Genomic DNA, 16,301 nt, shown 5'->3' on the forward strand with positions numbered 1-16,301 from the left:
CTTTGTCGCTGTCTTTTTCCGGTGAAAATGTCCTTCGTGACATGATGTACGACGGGAATCCGGAATACGAAAAAGGCGCCGTGATGATGAGAACAGCCGAAAGTTTTCTGCGTTTTGGGCATTTCGAACTGCTTTCTGCTCAGAAGGAAACCGAAGTTTTAAAAAAACTGACCGATTTTACCATACAAAACTACTTTCGTGAAATTGATTCTAAAAGTTCCGCAAAATACGCGGAGTTCTTTGCAGAAGTTTCAGACAGAACCTCAGACCTTATCGTGGAATGGTATCGGGTGGGATTTGTTCACGGGGTGATGAATACCGATAATATGTCGGCATTAGGTTTAACAATCGATTACGGACCCTTTTCTTTTCTGGATGAATACAGCTTAAATTTTACTTCAAACACCACCGATTTGCCGGGCCGCAGATATGCTTTCGGAAATCAGGCTAAAATTGCCCAGTGGAACCTCTGGCAACTCGCGAACGCACTATTTCCTTTAATTAAAGACGAAAAAATTCTGGAGAAAATTCTGAATGATTTCAGTACAGATTTCTGGCGAAAACATGATAAAATGATGGCCGCAAAATTTGGCTTCAATGAAGTACTGAAAAATGATGATCAGTTCTTTACCGATGCGCAGAAAATCATGGAAGATCTAAAAATAGATTACACGCTGTTTTTCAATAAATTAGAAACCTTAAAAGAAGACACAGACTTGAAATCTCATTTCTGTAATATTTTCTACCACAACCTAACCGATGAGCAGTTTTCAGCATTTGATAAATTCACCGAATCTTATTTTGAAAGGTTAAAATTAAATACCATTTCAGAAACCGAATCTAAGCAACTGATGCAGCAGAACAACCCGAAATTTGTTCTCCGAAACTATCTTCTGTTTGAATGTATCAATGAAATTAACAGCGGTAAAAGAGATTTGCTGAATAAACTTCTTACGGCATTGGAAAATCCTTATACAGAAATTTATCCTGAATTTTCGCAAAAACGGCCCTCTTTGTATGACGGACAGACAGGAAGTTCCACGCTTTCATGCAGTTCTTAAATTTTATTACTTTTGCCGAAATTTTTCACCTTGGTATTTAAACAAAAATTTACAGATTTTCTTAAAACTGTTTTCCCTGCAACAAAATGCGAAATTTTATTATTTCTGATTTTTCTTACTGTTTATGGGATTTTGGGGTCATTTATCGCCATTAATTACCGAATAATTTTTGATGACAGAATTCCGTGGGATGCCTATTTCAGCTTTGATAACCGAGCTATTGTAATGACCGGCGGCGGCTTTGAGAGGCATCCGCTTGCCAATTATTATTTTGACTGGCTTCGCGAGTTTGCCTATCTTTTTTCCGGTGGAAAAAAAGATGAAACTTTCCGTCTGGTTTTGGCCTGGTGCAGCAACTTTGCGATAAGTTTAAGTTTAATCCAGATTTACAAATATTTAAAAAATATCATTGCATTACCAAAGAAAATCAGTGTGCTGATTGTCTTCTTCTTTGCCTTTTTTACGACCAATATTTTACTTTCGTTCACCCCGGAAACCTACACATATACTCTGCTTTTCCTGGTACTTTTTAATTACTATGCGGCCTTAAAACTAAAAAAAGAGCAAAAAATACCTGCGGCGGCACTTACTTTGGCGGTCGTTTCGGTAGGCGGTTTAACGGTTACCAATGCCGTAAAAATTTATATCCCACTACTTTTTGAAAACAAAATATTCCGTAGCTGGAAAAAGTTCGGACATGCATTCCTGAGCGTTTTTATTTCCGTTGCTGTTTTTGCCCTTTTATTTCTCAACCGGTTGAATTTCAATTATATGAATTTCTTCAATAAATCCGGTGAGCAGTTAGAAAAATTTTCAAAACCCAAAGTTACACCCATCTGGGATATGATATCATCGTGGTTTTTTGGTGGGAACATGCTTTTTCCGGGATTCGTGCTGCGCGATTATCACAACAAAAAAGGATTTGAATACAAAGCGCTTTTCATGGATGTTTATGCTTCATGGATTCCTTATATTTTTGTCGCTGCAGTATTGCTTTTGATTTTATGGAGTTATGTGAAAAACTTCAGAAATAAATTTGTTCAGATGCTGATGATTTCGTTTTTGGTGGATATTATCATTCACTGCATCCTGAAATTCGGCCTCCACACTTCTTACATTTATGGCGGCCATTTCGTTTTTGTAGTTCCGTTGCTCATCGGCTGGCTTTTTTATTCCTACCGGAATTCGCCAAAAACACTTTCGTTTATTTATGCTGCGGTCTGGTTTTTATTTTCCTATTTAATACTGAACAACACGTTGAGAATGCAGGAATTCTTCGATTTCCTTAATGCATATTACCAATAAAAAGAACGCATTCCAAAGGATGCGTTCAGTGTCTGTATCAGGAAATAGCTGCTATTTAATTTCTACGCAACCTACTCTACCGCCCGCATTTCCTGTTGGCTGGGTTTTAAAATCATCAGGTCCTGCGTGAATGATCAGTGTTTTACCCAATATGTTTTTGGTTTCATCAGTACAGCCAATACACCACTTATCTGTGCTGAACTGTAATCTTGCTGTTCCGTCTTTATCGGCATTCAGGTTTCCGATATCGCCTTTGTGATATTCATCGTGTCCCCATTTTCCGTGAGATTCGGTAGTGGGATTCCAGTGTCCGCCGGCAGAACTGGCGTCGGTTGCAGAACAGTCTCCTTTTTCATGAAGGTGAACTGCGTGAATTCCCGGTGTCAGCTTGTAAACATTCAAATCCAGTGCAACATTTTTACCGGTTTGGGTAAATTTTGCCGTTCCTTGTGTTTCTGTTCCGCTTTTGGAATTTATTACGTAATTTTTTGTGGTTGAGCACGATACAGCCAAAACTGCGCTGCAGGCGAGGATCGAAAATTTAGCGATTTTCATAACTTTTTATTTTAGTGTTAAGATTCATAAAGGTAAGCATAATTTCAGGTAGAAGATAAGGTGCCTTTCAGCTGCATAATTTGACCTTTCGGGTATAAAAATTTTCAGCAAAATTCGTTCCGCAATAAATTTGCTTCATAAAACTGCAAATCATGTCAACCTTTATCCTCTCCAAAATTCTCGCAATTGTATTACTCATTATGGGATTTTTCATGAATGCCCAAATATCGATTTCGGGAAAAGTAAACTTTAAAAACAAAGGAATTAAAGATGTCTCCGTAACGCTTAAAAACACTTATGATGGTTCCACCACTGATGAAAACGGAACGTTTTCATTCCACACCTCGGAGAAAGGACATCATATCCTTGTATTTTCGCATCATAAATTTGTTGAAGTTGAAAAATCGGTCATCATCGAAAACCTACCGCTAATCATTAATGCGGATTTGAAAGAGCAGATTTCAGATATCGACGCTGTGGTTATTTCCGCAGGATCAATTGAAGGCAGCGACCGGAAAAGAGCGACCGTGCTTCTGACGCCCATTGATATTTACACCACTGCAGGAGCCAATGGCCAGGTTACCTCAGCGCTGGAAACACTTCCCGGAGTGCAGAAAATCGGGGAAACCGAAGGTCTTTTTGTGCGTGGCGGCACCGGTGCTGAAACCAAATTTTTCATGGACGGAAACCTTGTGAATAATTTCTTCGGAAATTCTGTTCCGGGAATCAAGGCGATGGACCGGCTGAATACTTCACTTTTTAAAGGAAATGTTTTTTCCAGCGGCGGATATTCTGCGATATACGGTCAAGCGCTGTCCTCGGTTCTTATTCTGGAAAGCATCGATTTTCCTGAAACAAACGCTGTCGATATCGGTATTTCGCCGATATTTTTGAGCGGCGGTTTCCAGAGTGTAGATCAGGCGAAAACTAAATCTTTCGGTGTTTCTGCAGCGTACAGCCATTTGGGTTTAATGACTAAAATACTGAAATTCAACAATAATTTCACGAAGGCGCCTGAAAGCTTTGGCACCAATTTTAATTTCAGGCTTAAAAATAAAAACGGTGGAATCTTTAAATATTACGGAAGTTTCGACACCAATACCTTCGCACTTCAGGAAGAAAGTCTGGAACCTGAAACCGATTCCGACAATACTGCATTGAAAGGTAAAAATACTTTTCACAATTTTTCTTACCGGCAGAAATTCGGGAAATATCTGGTGAATCTCGGCAGTTCTTATTCGTATAACCAAAATATTATCGATTTAAGCAACACCTTTCAAAACTCGGAATCCAACCCAAATTCGATCAATAGTACCGGAAATTATTTTAACGCAAAAGGAACATTAGAAAAGAAAATCAACAAGATTTCAGCGATGAGAGGCGGAGTAGAATTTAACCAAACGCGGGAAAATACGTCTGTTGCTATTTCCCCTATTTCCTATCCTTTTCAGGATCAAATTACCTCGGTTTTTGCGGAGACTGATCTGGGTTTCAGCAATCATTTTTCTGCAAAAGTTGGGTTAAGATCCGAATATTCATCCGCTGTTGATCAGTGGAATCTCGCGCCCCGACTTGCTTTTGCTTACAGGATTTCAAAAAACTGGACCAGTTCGCTCGCTTATGGAATATTTTATCAAAACCCCGAAAACAAATACTTTGGAACTTATGACCTAAATTTTCAGAAAGCAGAACATTATGTTCTGCAGGTTCAGAAAGCTGAAGAAGGCAGAAGCCTGCGGGTGGAGGCCTTTTACAAAAACTACACGAATCTGATCAAAACAAAAGTCGAAAATTACCTTCCGGCAGCAATTAACAACAATGGAGACGGTTTTGCGAAGGGCATTGAGTTGTTCTGGCGAGACAAAAAATCCCTTAAAAATATAGATTACTGGATTACGTATTCGTTTCTGGATTCCGAAAGAAATTTTCAGAATTATGACCGAAGTTTATTCCCAAATTTTGCTGCAAAGCATACGCTTTCGGTGGTCGCAAAAAAATTCGTGCCCGACTGGAAAACCGGTTTCAACTTCTCTTACACTTATGCTTCAGGAAGACCCTATTATCATTTCCTTACCAATGAAAGCGGGGATTATTATCTAAACACCCAAGGGAAACTGAAAGACTTTAACTCATTGAATTTCAGCCTTAATTATCTACCGAATTTAGGTAAAAAAGAAGCGAAAGCATTCACTATTCTGGTGCTTTCCGTAAACAATATCTTGGGCCAGAAGAATATTTACGGATACAACTTCTCGAATGATGGGATGCGGCGTAAACCAATTTTACCTTCTGCAAATACCTTTGTATTTATCGGCGCATTCATCAGTTTCGGGATCGACAGGACGCAGGAAGCGATCGACAAGAATCTTTAACGGTTCAGGAAAGAAAACCTGCCTTTCGGGTAAAAACTTTCTTTGGAAAGTACCTTTAACAGATACCTTTATCCCATCAAAAAATAACCACTAAAATTTGTATATATGAAAAAATTAGTCTTCGGAATCTGCCTCTTTATCGGAATGAATGCATTTTCTCAAACCGCTTACGAAAAAGCAATGTCAGAAAAAATTGCGCTTGTTGAAAACCATAAAACCGCAGACGAATTCACTGCTTTGGCAAATGATTTTAAAAGGATTGGTGACAAAGAAAAAACACAGTGGCTTCCGTATTATTATGCTGCTTTTTCCACGATCCAGAAAGGAAGAATGGCGATGCGTGAAGGAAAACTCAGCGACCTAGATCCCATTGCCACTGAAGCACAGAAATTCTTGGATTTCGCCATGGATTTGAGCAAAGACAATGCAGAAAACCTCATTCTTCAAAAAATGATTCACGGGCTGAAAATGATGGTAAATCCACAGGAACGTTTTATGAGTGAAGGGATGCTGGCCGCCGACGCCTTATCTAAAGCTGAAAAAATTGATGCCGAAAACCCGCGACTAACCCTTATGAAGGCTGAAGACACCTATTTCACGCCCGAACAGTTCGGCGGAAGCAGAGCCAGAGGACTGGAACTTTTTCAGAAATCACTGGATCAGTTCAAAGTATATAAGACAAAATCTGCTTTGGACCCGAACTGGGGAAAAGGCGAGGCAGAATATTTTATCGCCAATAAACCGTAACATATTAAAAAAATCTCCTGAATGTTCAGGAGATTTTGCTGTAATTAAAGTCCGTAAACAATACCAATACTTGGGATAAAACCTCCGCCGAGAAATGATTTTTGGTTATTATAAAGCACATTATACATCCCGCCGATCTGCATATAAGTCCGTTCCCCCAGCCGCTGCATATAGCCGCCGCCAAGATACAGGGCAGCTTCATCACCAGAGTATTTCAAGTTATCCACTTTATTTTTCTGGTTGATAAAATATTCCTGAAACATTCCGCTCAGGAAGAAACTGCGCGAAAAGTAATAATTCACAAAAGGTCCTACACCCACCATGCTTGATGAATAGTATTTTGAGTTTGACCAGTTAACGTTACTCGCAAGACCGGTTTCCAGATTTTCGGTAACCTTATAACCGACTCTTGGTGAAAGGTAAACGGACACTCCGCCACCATCTCCAAAAGCACCGCCAAGTCCGGCATATCCGCCGAATGTCCATTTCGAATCAGGATTACTGACCGTTGTTGCAGTTCCGATCTGGGCTCTCACACCCACTGCTGCAATGAACGTCAGGAGAAGAATAATTTTTTTCATAGATGTTGAATAATAGATAAAATTAAACCTTTTTTTGAAATTGATATTTTCAATAACCGCAAAATATTTTGTTTTAGAGCATTTCTGAATGTTCGGAAGAGAGGAAAAAAGAGGTTTTAGCCCCGATGGAAGCGGCATCCTTTATCTTTTTGGCAGAAAAGATAAAGATACAGCGTACAGCGGGTCGGGTTTTCCAAAAGACATCCGGAGTTTGTTGCTCCTGAAAAATATGCATTTAAAACCGTAAATTTGCACCGTGAAACTTTCCCTTGACGAAAGTGTAACTAAAATATGAAAATAGTAGTAGGTTTATCGGGCGGTGTAGATTCCAGTGTTGCCGCCTATTTGCTGCAAAAACAGGGTCACGATGTGGTGGCGCTATTTATGCGGAACTGGAATGATGCATCGGTAACTCTCGAGGACGAATGTCCGTGGATTGAAGACAGCAACGATGCGCTGATGGTGGCCCAGAAGCTTGGAATCCCCTTCCAGGTGATCGACATGAGCGAACTTTATAAGGAAAAGATCGTTGATTATATGTTCGCCGAATACGAAAACGGCAGAACGCCAAATCCTGACGTTTTATGCAACCGCGAAGTGAAGTTTGACGTCTTCATGAAAACAGCCTTATCTCTTGGTGCTGAGAAAGTTGCAACCGGACATTACGCACGCGTGAGTTCGGATTTTGATGAAAACGGAAAAGAAATTTTCCACCTTCTGGCGGGGAAAGACCAGAATAAAGACCAGTCTTATTTCTTATGCCAGCTGAACCAGGATCAGCTTTCGAAAGCGCTGTTTCCGATTGGTGAGCTGACGAAACCCGAGGTGCGTGAAATCGCCAGGGAAATGGGATTGGTAACTGCTGATAAAAAAGATTCTCAGGGATTGTGTTTCATCGGTAAGGTGAGCCTGCCCACTTTTCTGCAGCAGCAACTCCAACCAAAAGAAGGTGAAATTGTTGAAATATTCAACGATTTTGCTGAATATCATACGGAAAAACCTCGTTTTGGATCAAAATTAGAGGAATTACAGTTTCTTTCACGAAAAATAAAATACCGTAAATCTGACGGAAAAGTCATCGGCAAACATCAGGGCGCGCATTATTTCACGATTGGACAAAGCAAAGGTTTGGGAATTGGTGGGCATAAAGAATCGTGTTTCATCATTTCCCGTGATATGGAAACGAATACGATTTTCGTCGGTGAAGGAAGAAATTTCCCGGGACTTTTCCAATCTGCTTTAAAGATTGCTACTCCGGAAATCCATTGGGTTCGCGAAGATCTGCGTTTAAAAGAAGGCGACTCGATGAAAGTAAAAGCCAGAATCCGCTATCGCCAGGCTTTGGAAGATGCCACTTTATATCAGTTTGAAGACGGACTATATATCGAGTTCGAAAATCCGCAGTCTGCAGTAGCTGAAGGCCAGTTTGCAGCGTGGTATCTGGAGGATGAACTTATTGGGAGCGGCGTGATCAGCTAAACACAGCATTTAAATTAAATAAAAAAGGCGGAACTAAAAATTCCGCCTTTTATTTGCTTTATTTCGAAAGCCAGTCTTTAAAATCCTTCACCCGGTCGCGGCTTACCGTGATTTCTTCATCGGGCTGGAAATCCATTTCCACTTTGTAATAAGGCGATGTGTGGATGTTTTTGATGTAATTTGAGTTGATGATAAACTGCCGGTTTACCCGGAAGAAACATTTCTTATCAAGGACTTCCTGAAGCTCGTCTAAGGTGAAATCGGTGGGATAAGTACGTTCTTTGGTCTGGAGGTAAACAATCTTATTTTCGCTGAAAAAACAGGAAACTTCTTCGGTCTGAACAATTTTCAGATTGTAACCAATTTTAACCAAAATTCTGGAAAGCTTCTGCTTCTCTTCTTTAATTAAAGATTTGATCTGCTTTAAGTTATGACTGCTTTCTGTTGGAAGGAAACTTCTGTATTTTTCGATCGCCTGTCGCAAATCCTCTTCCATAATCGGTTTCAAAAGATAATCGATTGAATTGAGTTTAAAAGCCTTCAAAGTATACTGATCAAAAGCCGTGGTGTAGATGATGAAACTTTTGGTCGGTATTTTTTCGAAAATATCGAATGACAGCCCATCACCCAAAACGATATCAGAAAATATAAGATCCGGATGCTGGTTTTCTGAAAACCACTGTGCACCTTCTTCTACAGAATTTATAGTTGCAACTAATTCTAAATCAGGAAATAAAGTCAATAATCTTTCCAATTTTCTGGCAGCGGGTTTTTCGTCTTCTATAATTACGGTTTTAATCATATCCAAACTTAAAATTTTATTTGTATTTATCCATTAATTCACGGATTTTCTTCTTTTCCCAGTCGGTTCCAAAAATAAAATTGGGAACAAAAACACTCAGGGCATGCGCTAAAACGCCGATTCCCCATAAAATTGCCGTCCAATAATTATCCATGTCATACAAACTGTCGCCGCCCTGCACATTTCTGGCAACAAGAAACAGGTTGACAATAATGTAGACGAAAAAGTGGATGTAGAACTCTTTAAGTTCTTTTACTTTTCTTTTGGCTTCCCTGTAGATGTTGTTATCGGGATGATTTGTTTCCATGATTTTAGTTATTTGCCTGTTTTTCTTTTTCCATTATTTTGCGGATCTGTTTTTCTTCCCAGTCTCTTCCGATTCCGAAGACCTGCAGTGCGTGGGAAGCAACGCCTATGCCCCAACCAAGCATGGGCCACCAAAACCATTGATATTCTGGTACGGTCTTTAGGTTGATGAAAATTAAAAACGGAATTACCAGGCAGTAAGAGATCAGGTTTCCGTAAAAACCTTTCAGTTCTTTTACACGTTTAAAGGCTCTGTCGTAAGCCAGTGATTCTTCGGAGGGTTGTGGTGTCATCGCGGTAATTTTTTGAGTTAATATTGGGATTTTCACCCGGAAAAAATCAGTTGATTTTTCGATGAAAACGTTCTGTTTTGTCAGTAATGAATAACGCTGAACGATATTCGCAAGGCCGATTCCGGCACTTTCTTTCATTTGCTCTCTTTGCTGAAGATTGTTTTCAATAAACAGAAATCCATTGTTGGCATAAATCTTTATGTTTAAAGGTTTTTGTGCGGTCGCGAAATTATGTTTGATGCAGTTTTCCAAAAGCAATTGCAGGGAAAGTGGCACAACAAATAACTTCCTGTTGTCTTCATTTATGCTGAATTCAAAATTTACGCTGTCTTCGAATCTTGTTTTCAGGAGTTCGCAATAAGTTTTTGCAAAATCCAGTTCTTCTTCAATGGTAACGAGTTCTTTGTCTTTCTGCTCGAGAACATAGCGGTAAATCTTCGACATTGCTGCCGTGAAATGCTGCGCCTGGCTGGGGTTTTCGTCAATCAAAGCACTTAAAACATTCAGTGAATTAAAAAGGAAATGAGGATCGAGCTGGTTTTTTAAACTTTCGAACTGTGCGTTGGCTGATTTGGCGATGAGTTTCTGTTCTACGATTTCTTTCCGGGTAGATTTCTTCCATTCTTCAATAAAACCTTTGGCATGTAAAACAGCTGAAATAAGAAGCGCAATATTAATTCCAAACCAGTTTGCAAAGCCCATTGTTCCTGAGAAAAAGCCGGTAAATTCCATTTTTTGGAACAGCACCAAATTGGTGTAATTACAAAAAAGTATCAGTACTACGTTAACCAAAACAGTTGCAACGATTCCCAATATGGTACGCGTTCTTGTTTCTTCGACCCACGAATAGTGACGAGATAGATAATCATTGATCATGCCGTTGCCTGCCGAAATCGTGAGCGCATATAAAACCGCAATAAAGAGGTTTATAAAATACACGGAAACCGTTTTATCGCCTGTAAAAAAGATAAAAGTAAAGGTCCCGATAAAAAATGAAATCCAAAGGACAATGATGAAACTTTTGCGGTTCATGGAGTTAAATTCTGTTTCAAAGGTATCTTTTATTAAAGGTAGAAAAAAAAATTATTCGCTGAAGGGCAGGTTTTCGGTACTGAACAGAAAAACCACCGCAAAGGGTGGTTTAATTTTATCGAATTATCTGAATATTTCAGTTTATTTCAACTGTGAAGCGATGATCACCGCTTCCTGAAGGTAGAGGTCGCGCTGTAGATTTTTCTTCCAGTTCTGGGATTTTTTAGCAAACACTTCATCTTTCTTTTCGCGAAGGATTTCATCAGGATTTAGGGTAAATACCAGTCCGTTATTGAATTTATCCAGGACTTTGAATTTCTCGATCTGGGCTTTTCTGGTTTTCATCACTTCATTAAATTTTGTAAGATTAAGTGAAATGCTTTCTTCCTTATCCAGATTTTCTTTCCATTGTGCTGATTCCTGAACCAACTGGTAGGTTTTGTTATTCATCAGGCGTTCTTCCATATCTTTCTGAAGCGCCTGCGCGGTGAAATAGTTCATTGGCTGGTAAGGAACCGCCGGAATTTTGTCCCACGCGAGTGCGTAATCGTCATATCTTTCGCCAATTTCAGCGTAGGTAAAGAAATCTTTCATTTTGAAGTCGGATTCAATACCCTTTCTCTGGGTGGATTCTCCGGTAACTCTGTAGAATTTCTGAATGGTCAGTTTAAGTGAACCGAAATCATCATTGGTATTCAGGAATCTGTTTAAGTCAACAAAAGTCTGTACCGTACCTTTACCGAAAGACTGTGGAGAGCCTATTACCACGCCTCTACCGTAATCCTGAACCGCACCGGCAAGAATCTCAGATGCTGAAGCAGAAAGCTCGTTCTGCATGATGACCAAAGGCCCAGTCCAAAGCGGTGCACTGGTTTTATTTTTAAGCGTCTGGATTTTGCCGTTTCCGTCTTTTACCTGAACGTAAGGTCCGGTATTCATGAACAGTTCCAGGATGTCACCCACTTCTGTTAAACTACCGCCGCCGTTGTTTCTAAGGTCAAGAATGATTCCCTGAACGTTTTGTGCTTTAAGTTTAACCAACTCATTTTTAATATCATCGGAAGCATTTCTTCCCTTTTCGTCTTCAAAATCTGCATTGAAACTCGGCAAATTGATGAAGCCATATTTTTTACCGTCTTTTGAACTTACGATGATGCTTCGGGCAAAAGTATCTTCAATGGCCACTTCCTCACGGATCATGGTAACTTCTTTGATGGTTTTATCTTTTTTCTCAACCGTTAAAGTTACTTTCGTTCCCTTTTCGCCGCGGATCAGGCGTACCGCTTCGTCAGAAAGCATCCCTACTACATTTACAGGATCTTCGTTGGGTTTAGAGCGGACTTTTAAGATTTTATCACCTTCTGAAAGCTGTTTCGATTTCCAGGCTGGCGCGCCAATGGTGAGTGCCCCAAGATACAGATAACCTCTTTTTTCCTGAATGATGGCGCCAATTCCGATTACTTTTCCGGTGAACTGGGTATCAAAATCTTCCTTATTTTTAGGTGAATAATAATTGGTGTGCGGATCGAATACTTCGGTGTACGAATTCATGTACACGGTAAACCAATCCATTTTATTTCTTTTCTTGAACCTTCTGAAAGTGTCGGTAATAAGGTCTTTCACTTCTTCCGTTGCTTTAAGTCTTTTCTGTTCCGGCGTAAGGATTTCGAGCTTGATGGTATCCTTCAGATTAAACTTTTGTACCGAATCTTTTTTCTCTTTCTGAATTTCTTCCTTTGCTGTAAGAGACTCCATTTCCTGGAGGATATTGTATTTGATATACTTTTTCCACTCGGCGGAAAGTTCCTTCGCGTTGGTTGCGTTTTTCTTGAGCTTTGGCTCCAGAATCAGGGTTTCATCTTCCTCTAAATTAATCGGTTTACTCAAGATATCCTGGGTAATTTTATCGATTTCGTCAACCCTTTGGTACAGTCGGTCGATGGTGAGTTTATAGAAGGTAAGATCGCCCTGGTTTAGGTAATCATCGAGTTTTGTTCTGTGCTTTGCAAAATCGTCCATATCCGACTGCAGGAAATATCTTTTCGAGGCATCCACCATCTCGAAATAATGTTTGTACACCTCCTGCGAATAGGCATCATTAATAGGTTTAGGAGAATAATGAAGATAGCTGAGCGTATTTTTTACACTCACCATTATGGTCGACATTTTATCGTCATCATTTTTAGGGGAATTAAAGCAGAACACCAAGCTTGTAAGCGGAATGAAGAGCAATAATGTATTGAATTTAAATTTCTTGAACATATAATTAATTACTAATAGCTGATTTGTTAAGGTTTATGATTTTTTGTTACAGCATCCTACAAAGTATCAAAATTAATACCTTATTTATATTTGAACACTATATTTTTAAGTATTTTTGTGGAAAACCCTTATTTATATGCAGAGACCTTTGATATTAGTGACCAATGACGACGGAATTACCGCACCCGGCGTACGGAATTTAGTAAATTTTATGAATGAAATCGGTGAAGTGGTGGTGGTAGCACCCAACTCACCCCAAAGCGGAAAAGGTCACGCTATCACCATCAACTCTACCCTTACGTTTGAAGAAATAAACCTGGAAGGTCCGCAGAAAGATTACTCCTTAAGCGGAACGCCGGTTGACTGCGTGAAGTTTGCCCTCGACAAGATCCTTACCCGCAAACCGGATCTTGTGGTTTCGGGAATTAACCACGGCGCAAATTCTTCTATCAACGTTATTTATTCAGGGACGATGTCGGCGGCAGTGGAGGCCGGTGTAGAAGGCCTTCAGGCGATTGGTTTTTCGCTGCTTGATTTTTCGTGGGATGCCGATTTCACTCAGGCAAAAAGCCATATTCAGGAAATTGTGAAGAAAGTTCTGGAGAATCCGATGCCTAAAGGAGTTGTACTGAATGTAAACATACCGAAACTTGCGAAGGAAGAAATAAAAGGCATCAGGGTCTGTAAACAAGCCGATGCGAAATGGGAAGAAAGCTTCGACCAGCGGGTGAACCCGCACGGGAAAACCTATTTCTGGCTCTCGGGATACTTCAACAATATGGATACGAGTCCTGATGCTGATGAAGTAGCATTGTCGGAAGGTTATATTTCGGTAGTTCCCGTAAAATTTGATTTGACGGCTTATGAGTATATGCAGGATCTTAAAGGAATTCTGGAATAACCTGACTGATTGACAGCGTGTTGTAAAAGTAAGGAACCATTTACTGCGGTCTTTTAAATAATGTTTAAGTACACCATTATTGATGTTATCAAGCCACTACCTTCATGGTCTGAATAACAATCAAAGGTAAAAGGTTTTTGATAGGTTTGTAATAGATTTTATAATCGCACAAAGTCAGGAATCTTTCAAACATTGAACATTAGATGTAATAAAAGATTTAATACCCCGCTTTTTGCCTCACAAAATTATTTCGCTTACCTTAGACTCATTTTAAAAGTAAAAAGCAGCAATATGCGCATTGAATACGAAATAAAACTGGGGTTTAAGGATGTGATGATCCGTCCCAAACGATCTACACTAAAATCGAGATCGCAGGTAAGTTTAGAACGGAATTTCACGTTCGTCAACTCTCAGAAAAAATGGAGCGGCGTCCCGATTATCGCCGCCAATATGGATACGGTCGGAACTTTCGAAATGGCGGAAGCGCTGGCGAAAGAGAAGATCATAACCGCCGTGCACAAACATTATACTCCGGAGGAATGGAGTGCTTTTCTGAACAATCAGCCTGACTCGATTTACGACTACATCGCGTTAAGCACCGGAACCGGGAAAGCAGATGAGGAAAAGATCAAACAGATTATGGAGGAGCATCCTCAGATAGAATTTCTGTGTATTGACGTGGCCAACGGTTATTCCGAGCATTTTGTTGAATTTGTAAAAAGAGCAAGGGCACAATTTCCCACGAAAACGATTATCGCAGGAAACGTGGTGACCGGAGAAATGGTTGAAGAGCTTATTCTGGCGGGAGCCGATGTTATCAAAGTGGGAATCGGGCCTGGGTCTGTGTGTACCACAAGGATAAAAACCGGCGTGGGTTATCCGCAACTTTCAGCGATTATTGAATGTGCTGATGCAGCGCACGGGCTTCGCGGACATATTATTTCCGATGGTGGGTGCAAAATTCCGGGAGATGTGGCTAAAGCATTTGGCGGTGGCGCAGACTTTGTGATGCTGGGCGGGATGTTCGCGGGGCATGATGAAAGTGGCGGCGATATTGTAGAAGAAGACGGCAAAAAATTCAGGCTTTTTTATGGCATGAGTTCGCAAACCGCAATGGATAAACACGCGGGCGGTGTGGCAGAATACCGTGCTTCCGAAGGAAAAACGGTGAAAGTATCCTACAAAGGTCCTGTTGCCGAAACCGTGAAAGACATTTTAGGCGGCGTTCGTTCCACCTGCACTTATGTAGGAGCGTCCGAGTTGCGCGAACTGTCGAAAAGAACCACTTTTATCCGTGTTGCGGAGCAGCACAACGAAGTTTTTGGAAATTCATAAATATTTCAAATGAAAAAATACGGATTAATTCTTCTCCTATTCTACGGGATAATGAGTTTTTCACAAGAGAAAACCAAGACCGACCGAATGATTGAAGAGATTCAACAAATCAAGCAAAACCAAACCGAAATGAAACTCGTCTGGTGGATTCCAACGGAATACTGGGAAGTCGCTTTGCAAGAAACCGGCGGCGTTACGACAGAACAACTCAATTATTTGAAGGAACTTTTGAATGACTACACCATCATTGCAGCGGGAAATTATAAATTAGATTCCGACGGCGGAGCACTTAATTTCACTGTGATTGATTCGAGTAAAAAAGTGGTTTTTTATGGACTTCAAGGTCAAAAAGTACCGCCTTTGAAGGAATCGGAAATCGATGATAAAGTGCTCATTATCGTAAACCAAACCTTAAAACCACTCTTTGCTCAGATGCTCGGAAAAATGGGATCCGGCGTTAATTTTTTCATTTATAACAATGTGGAACATGGAAAAAGGATTATCGATCCTAATCAAACTGGAAATTTTAAAGTTGATCTTAACGGAGAAATCTTTAAGTGGAAACTTCCTTTGGTTTCTTTAATGGATGAAAAAACCTGTCCTGTAGATCAACAAAAGATGAGTGGAAACTGGAATTTCTGCCCTTTCCATGGAAATAAATTGTAATATTTTCCCTATTAAAGTTAAAAAAACAACCGTGAAACTCTTAAGAACCCACTCCGAAAACCAGGATTTTATACAGCTTGTTAAAATGCTGGATGAGTATCTTGCTTTTATGGATGGCGACGATCACGCTTTCTATGATCAATTCAATAAAATTGACTTGTTGAATCACTGCGTTGTGCTGTACGAAGAAGAAAACGCGGTAGGTTGTGGCGCGCTTAAAGATTACGACGGAGAAACTGCGGAAATCAAGCGGATGTTCGTTATACCGGAATTTCGTGGTAAAGGTTATGCTACAGCAATTCTCACTGAACTTGAGAAGTGGGCAAAGGAGCTTAAGTTTGAAAAGATTATTCTGGAGACCGGAACCGGCCAAAAAGAGGCAATAAAGCTTTACAGAAAGACTTATCTGCAAATTGAAAATTACGGACAGTATAAAGGGGTGGAAACTTCAGTGTGCTTTGGTAAGGAGTTGGAGTAAAAAGCAAAAGCAATCATCGCTAACTACCTGATTTTAGTGCTTTTGTTTTGAGACAAAATAACCGAAAGTTCAAGACTGGATCTTTGTGCCTCATCCTTGTTTATTTTTTTAATGGAATCGGCGAAC

Annotated in this window: 15 protein-coding genes; 9 read left to right on the plus strand and 6 right to left on the minus strand. The window is 40.1% G+C overall.

The genetic code is table 11. The features are described 5' to 3' along the window. The coding region (locus tag V5N63_RS05485) for a protein adenylyltransferase SelO family protein (protein WP_332033139.1) at positions 1 to 1,061 on the plus strand (1,061 nt) is incomplete at its 5' end. 30 nt (positions 1,062 to 1,091) lie between these two features. Beyond that, positions 1,092 to 2,366, plus strand: coding sequence for a DUF6080 domain-containing protein (locus V5N63_RS05490; RefSeq protein ID WP_332033140.1), 1,275 nt, complete (start codon positions 1,092 to 1,094; stop codon positions 2,364 to 2,366). A gap of 51 nt (positions 2,367 to 2,417) precedes the next feature. Here V5N63_RS05490 and V5N63_RS05495 read toward each other — a convergent pair whose 3' ends face one another. After that, positions 2,418 to 2,921: a superoxide dismutase family protein gene (locus V5N63_RS05495; protein WP_332033141.1), complete on the minus strand. Its 504-nt coding sequence runs from the start codon at positions 2,919 to 2,921 to the stop codon at positions 2,418 to 2,420. A gap of 152 nt (positions 2,922 to 3,073) precedes the next feature. Between V5N63_RS05495 and V5N63_RS05500 the strand changes: the two genes are divergently transcribed. Beyond that, positions 3,074 to 5,293 carry a TonB-dependent receptor gene (locus V5N63_RS05500; protein WP_332033142.1) on the plus strand — a complete coding sequence of 740 codons (2,220 nt, stop codon included), beginning with the start codon at positions 3,074 to 3,076 and terminating at the stop codon, positions 5,291 to 5,293. Between the two features lie 105 nt (positions 5,294 to 5,398). Further along, positions 5,399 to 6,040 carry a hypothetical protein gene (locus V5N63_RS05505; protein ID WP_332033143.1) on the plus strand — a complete coding sequence of 214 codons (642 nt, stop codon included), beginning with the start codon at positions 5,399 to 5,401 and terminating at the stop codon, positions 6,038 to 6,040. A gap of 44 nt (positions 6,041 to 6,084) precedes the next feature. On the opposite strand, the gene V5N63_RS05510 is transcribed toward V5N63_RS05505, so the two are convergent. After that, the gene (locus V5N63_RS05510; protein ID WP_332033144.1) at positions 6,085 to 6,621 is read right to left on the minus strand and encodes a hypothetical protein; all 537 of its coding nucleotides are present in this window, start codon (positions 6,619 to 6,621) and stop codon (positions 6,085 to 6,087) included. A gap of 291 nt (positions 6,622 to 6,912) precedes the next feature. Here V5N63_RS05510 and mnmA point away from each other — a divergent pair, with 291 nt between their 5' ends. After that, entirely contained in the window at positions 6,913 to 8,100 is a 1,188-nt protein-coding gene (mnmA, locus tag V5N63_RS05515; protein ID WP_332033145.1) for a tRNA 2-thiouridine(34) synthase MnmA, read from the plus strand. Positions 8,101 to 8,158: 58 nt separating this feature from the next. On the opposite strand, the gene V5N63_RS05520 is transcribed toward mnmA, so the two are convergent. The 4 genes from V5N63_RS05520 to V5N63_RS05535 all read right to left on the minus strand — a co-directional run bounded on the left by V5N63_RS05520 (position 8,159) and on the right by V5N63_RS05535 (position 12,795). Further along, complete coding sequence (locus V5N63_RS05520; RefSeq protein WP_332033146.1) at positions 8,159 to 8,902, minus strand: LytR/AlgR family response regulator transcription factor; 744 nt, start codon at positions 8,900 to 8,902, stop codon at positions 8,159 to 8,161. A 16-nt stretch (positions 8,903 to 8,918) separates the two neighbouring features. Beyond that, positions 8,919 to 9,209 (minus strand): 2TM domain-containing protein, encoded by a 291-nt coding sequence (locus V5N63_RS05525; RefSeq protein WP_332033147.1) that lies wholly within the window; start codon positions 9,207 to 9,209, stop codon positions 8,919 to 8,921. A gap of 4 nt (positions 9,210 to 9,213) precedes the next feature. Continuing rightward, positions 9,214 to 10,533, minus strand: a complete 1,320-nt coding sequence (locus V5N63_RS05530) for a 2TM domain-containing protein (protein WP_332033148.1) — start codon at positions 10,531 to 10,533, stop codon at positions 9,214 to 9,216. A 141-nt stretch (positions 10,534 to 10,674) separates the two neighbouring features. Beyond that, positions 10,675 to 12,795, minus strand: coding sequence for a carboxy terminal-processing peptidase (locus tag V5N63_RS05535; protein WP_332033149.1), 2,121 nt, complete (start codon positions 12,793 to 12,795; stop codon positions 10,675 to 10,677). 136 nt (positions 12,796 to 12,931) lie between these two features. Here V5N63_RS05535 and surE point away from each other — a divergent pair, with 136 nt between their 5' ends. The 4 genes from surE to V5N63_RS05555 all read left to right on the plus strand — a co-directional run bounded on the left by surE (position 12,932) and on the right by V5N63_RS05555 (position 16,175). Further along, positions 12,932 to 13,696, plus strand: a complete 765-nt coding sequence (gene surE, locus V5N63_RS05540) for a 5'/3'-nucleotidase SurE (protein ID WP_332033150.1) — start codon at positions 12,932 to 12,934, stop codon at positions 13,694 to 13,696. A 291-nt stretch (positions 13,697 to 13,987) separates the two neighbouring features. Continuing rightward, the gene (locus V5N63_RS05545) at positions 13,988 to 15,031 is read left to right on the plus strand and encodes a GMP reductase (protein WP_332033151.1); all 1,044 of its coding nucleotides are present in this window, start codon (positions 13,988 to 13,990) and stop codon (positions 15,029 to 15,031) included. Positions 15,032 to 15,040: 9 nt separating this feature from the next. Beyond that, a complete protein-coding gene (locus V5N63_RS05550) occupies positions 15,041 to 15,697 on the plus strand; it encodes a hypothetical protein (protein WP_332033152.1) in 657 nt (218 codons plus the stop codon). A gap of 31 nt (positions 15,698 to 15,728) precedes the next feature. Then, a complete protein-coding gene (locus V5N63_RS05555) occupies positions 15,729 to 16,175 on the plus strand; it encodes a GNAT family N-acetyltransferase (protein ID WP_332033153.1) in 447 nt (148 codons plus the stop codon). Positions 16,176 to 16,301: the final 126 nt, after the last annotated feature.

The sequence above is a fragment of the Kaistella sp. genome, assembly GCF_032060305.1.
Classification (GTDB): domain Bacteria; phylum Bacteroidota; class Bacteroidia; order Flavobacteriales; family Weeksellaceae; genus Kaistella; species Kaistella yananensis.

Excerpts from the sequence above, each read along its gene's own strand:
- V5N63_RS05495 (WP_332033141.1), bottom strand. The coding sequence starts at position 2,921 with ATGAAAATCGCTAAATTTTCGATCCTCGCCTGCAGCGCAGTTTTGGCT.
- V5N63_RS05500 (WP_332033142.1), top strand. The coding sequence starts at position 3,074 with ATGTCAACCTTTATCCTCTCCAAAATTCTCGCAATTGTATTACTCATT.
- V5N63_RS05505 (WP_332033143.1), top strand. The coding sequence starts at position 5,399 with ATGAAAAAATTAGTCTTCGGAATCTGCCTCTTTATCGGAATGAATGCA.
- V5N63_RS05510 (WP_332033144.1), bottom strand. The coding sequence starts at position 6,621 with ATGAAAAAAATTATTCTTCTCCTGACGTTCATTGCAGCAGTGGGTGTG.
- mnmA (WP_332033145.1), top strand. The coding sequence starts at position 6,913 with ATGAAAATAGTAGTAGGTTTATCGGGCGGTGTAGATTCCAGTGTTGCC.
- V5N63_RS05520 (WP_332033146.1), bottom strand. The coding sequence starts at position 8,902 with ATGATTAAAACCGTAATTATAGAAGACGAAAAACCCGCTGCCAGAAAA.
- V5N63_RS05525 (WP_332033147.1), bottom strand. The coding sequence starts at position 9,209 with ATGGAAACAAATCATCCCGATAACAACATCTACAGGGAAGCCAAAAGA.
- V5N63_RS05530 (WP_332033148.1), bottom strand. The coding sequence starts at position 10,533 with ATGAACCGCAAAAGTTTCATCATTGTCCTTTGGATTTCATTTTTTATC.
- V5N63_RS05535 (WP_332033149.1), bottom strand. The coding sequence starts at position 12,795 with ATGTTCAAGAAATTTAAATTCAATACATTATTGCTCTTCATTCCGCTT.
- surE (WP_332033150.1), top strand. The coding sequence starts at position 12,932 with ATGCAGAGACCTTTGATATTAGTGACCAATGACGACGGAATTACCGCA.
- V5N63_RS05545 (WP_332033151.1), top strand. The coding sequence starts at position 13,988 with ATGCGCATTGAATACGAAATAAAACTGGGGTTTAAGGATGTGATGATC.
- V5N63_RS05550 (WP_332033152.1), top strand. The coding sequence starts at position 15,041 with ATGAAAAAATACGGATTAATTCTTCTCCTATTCTACGGGATAATGAGT.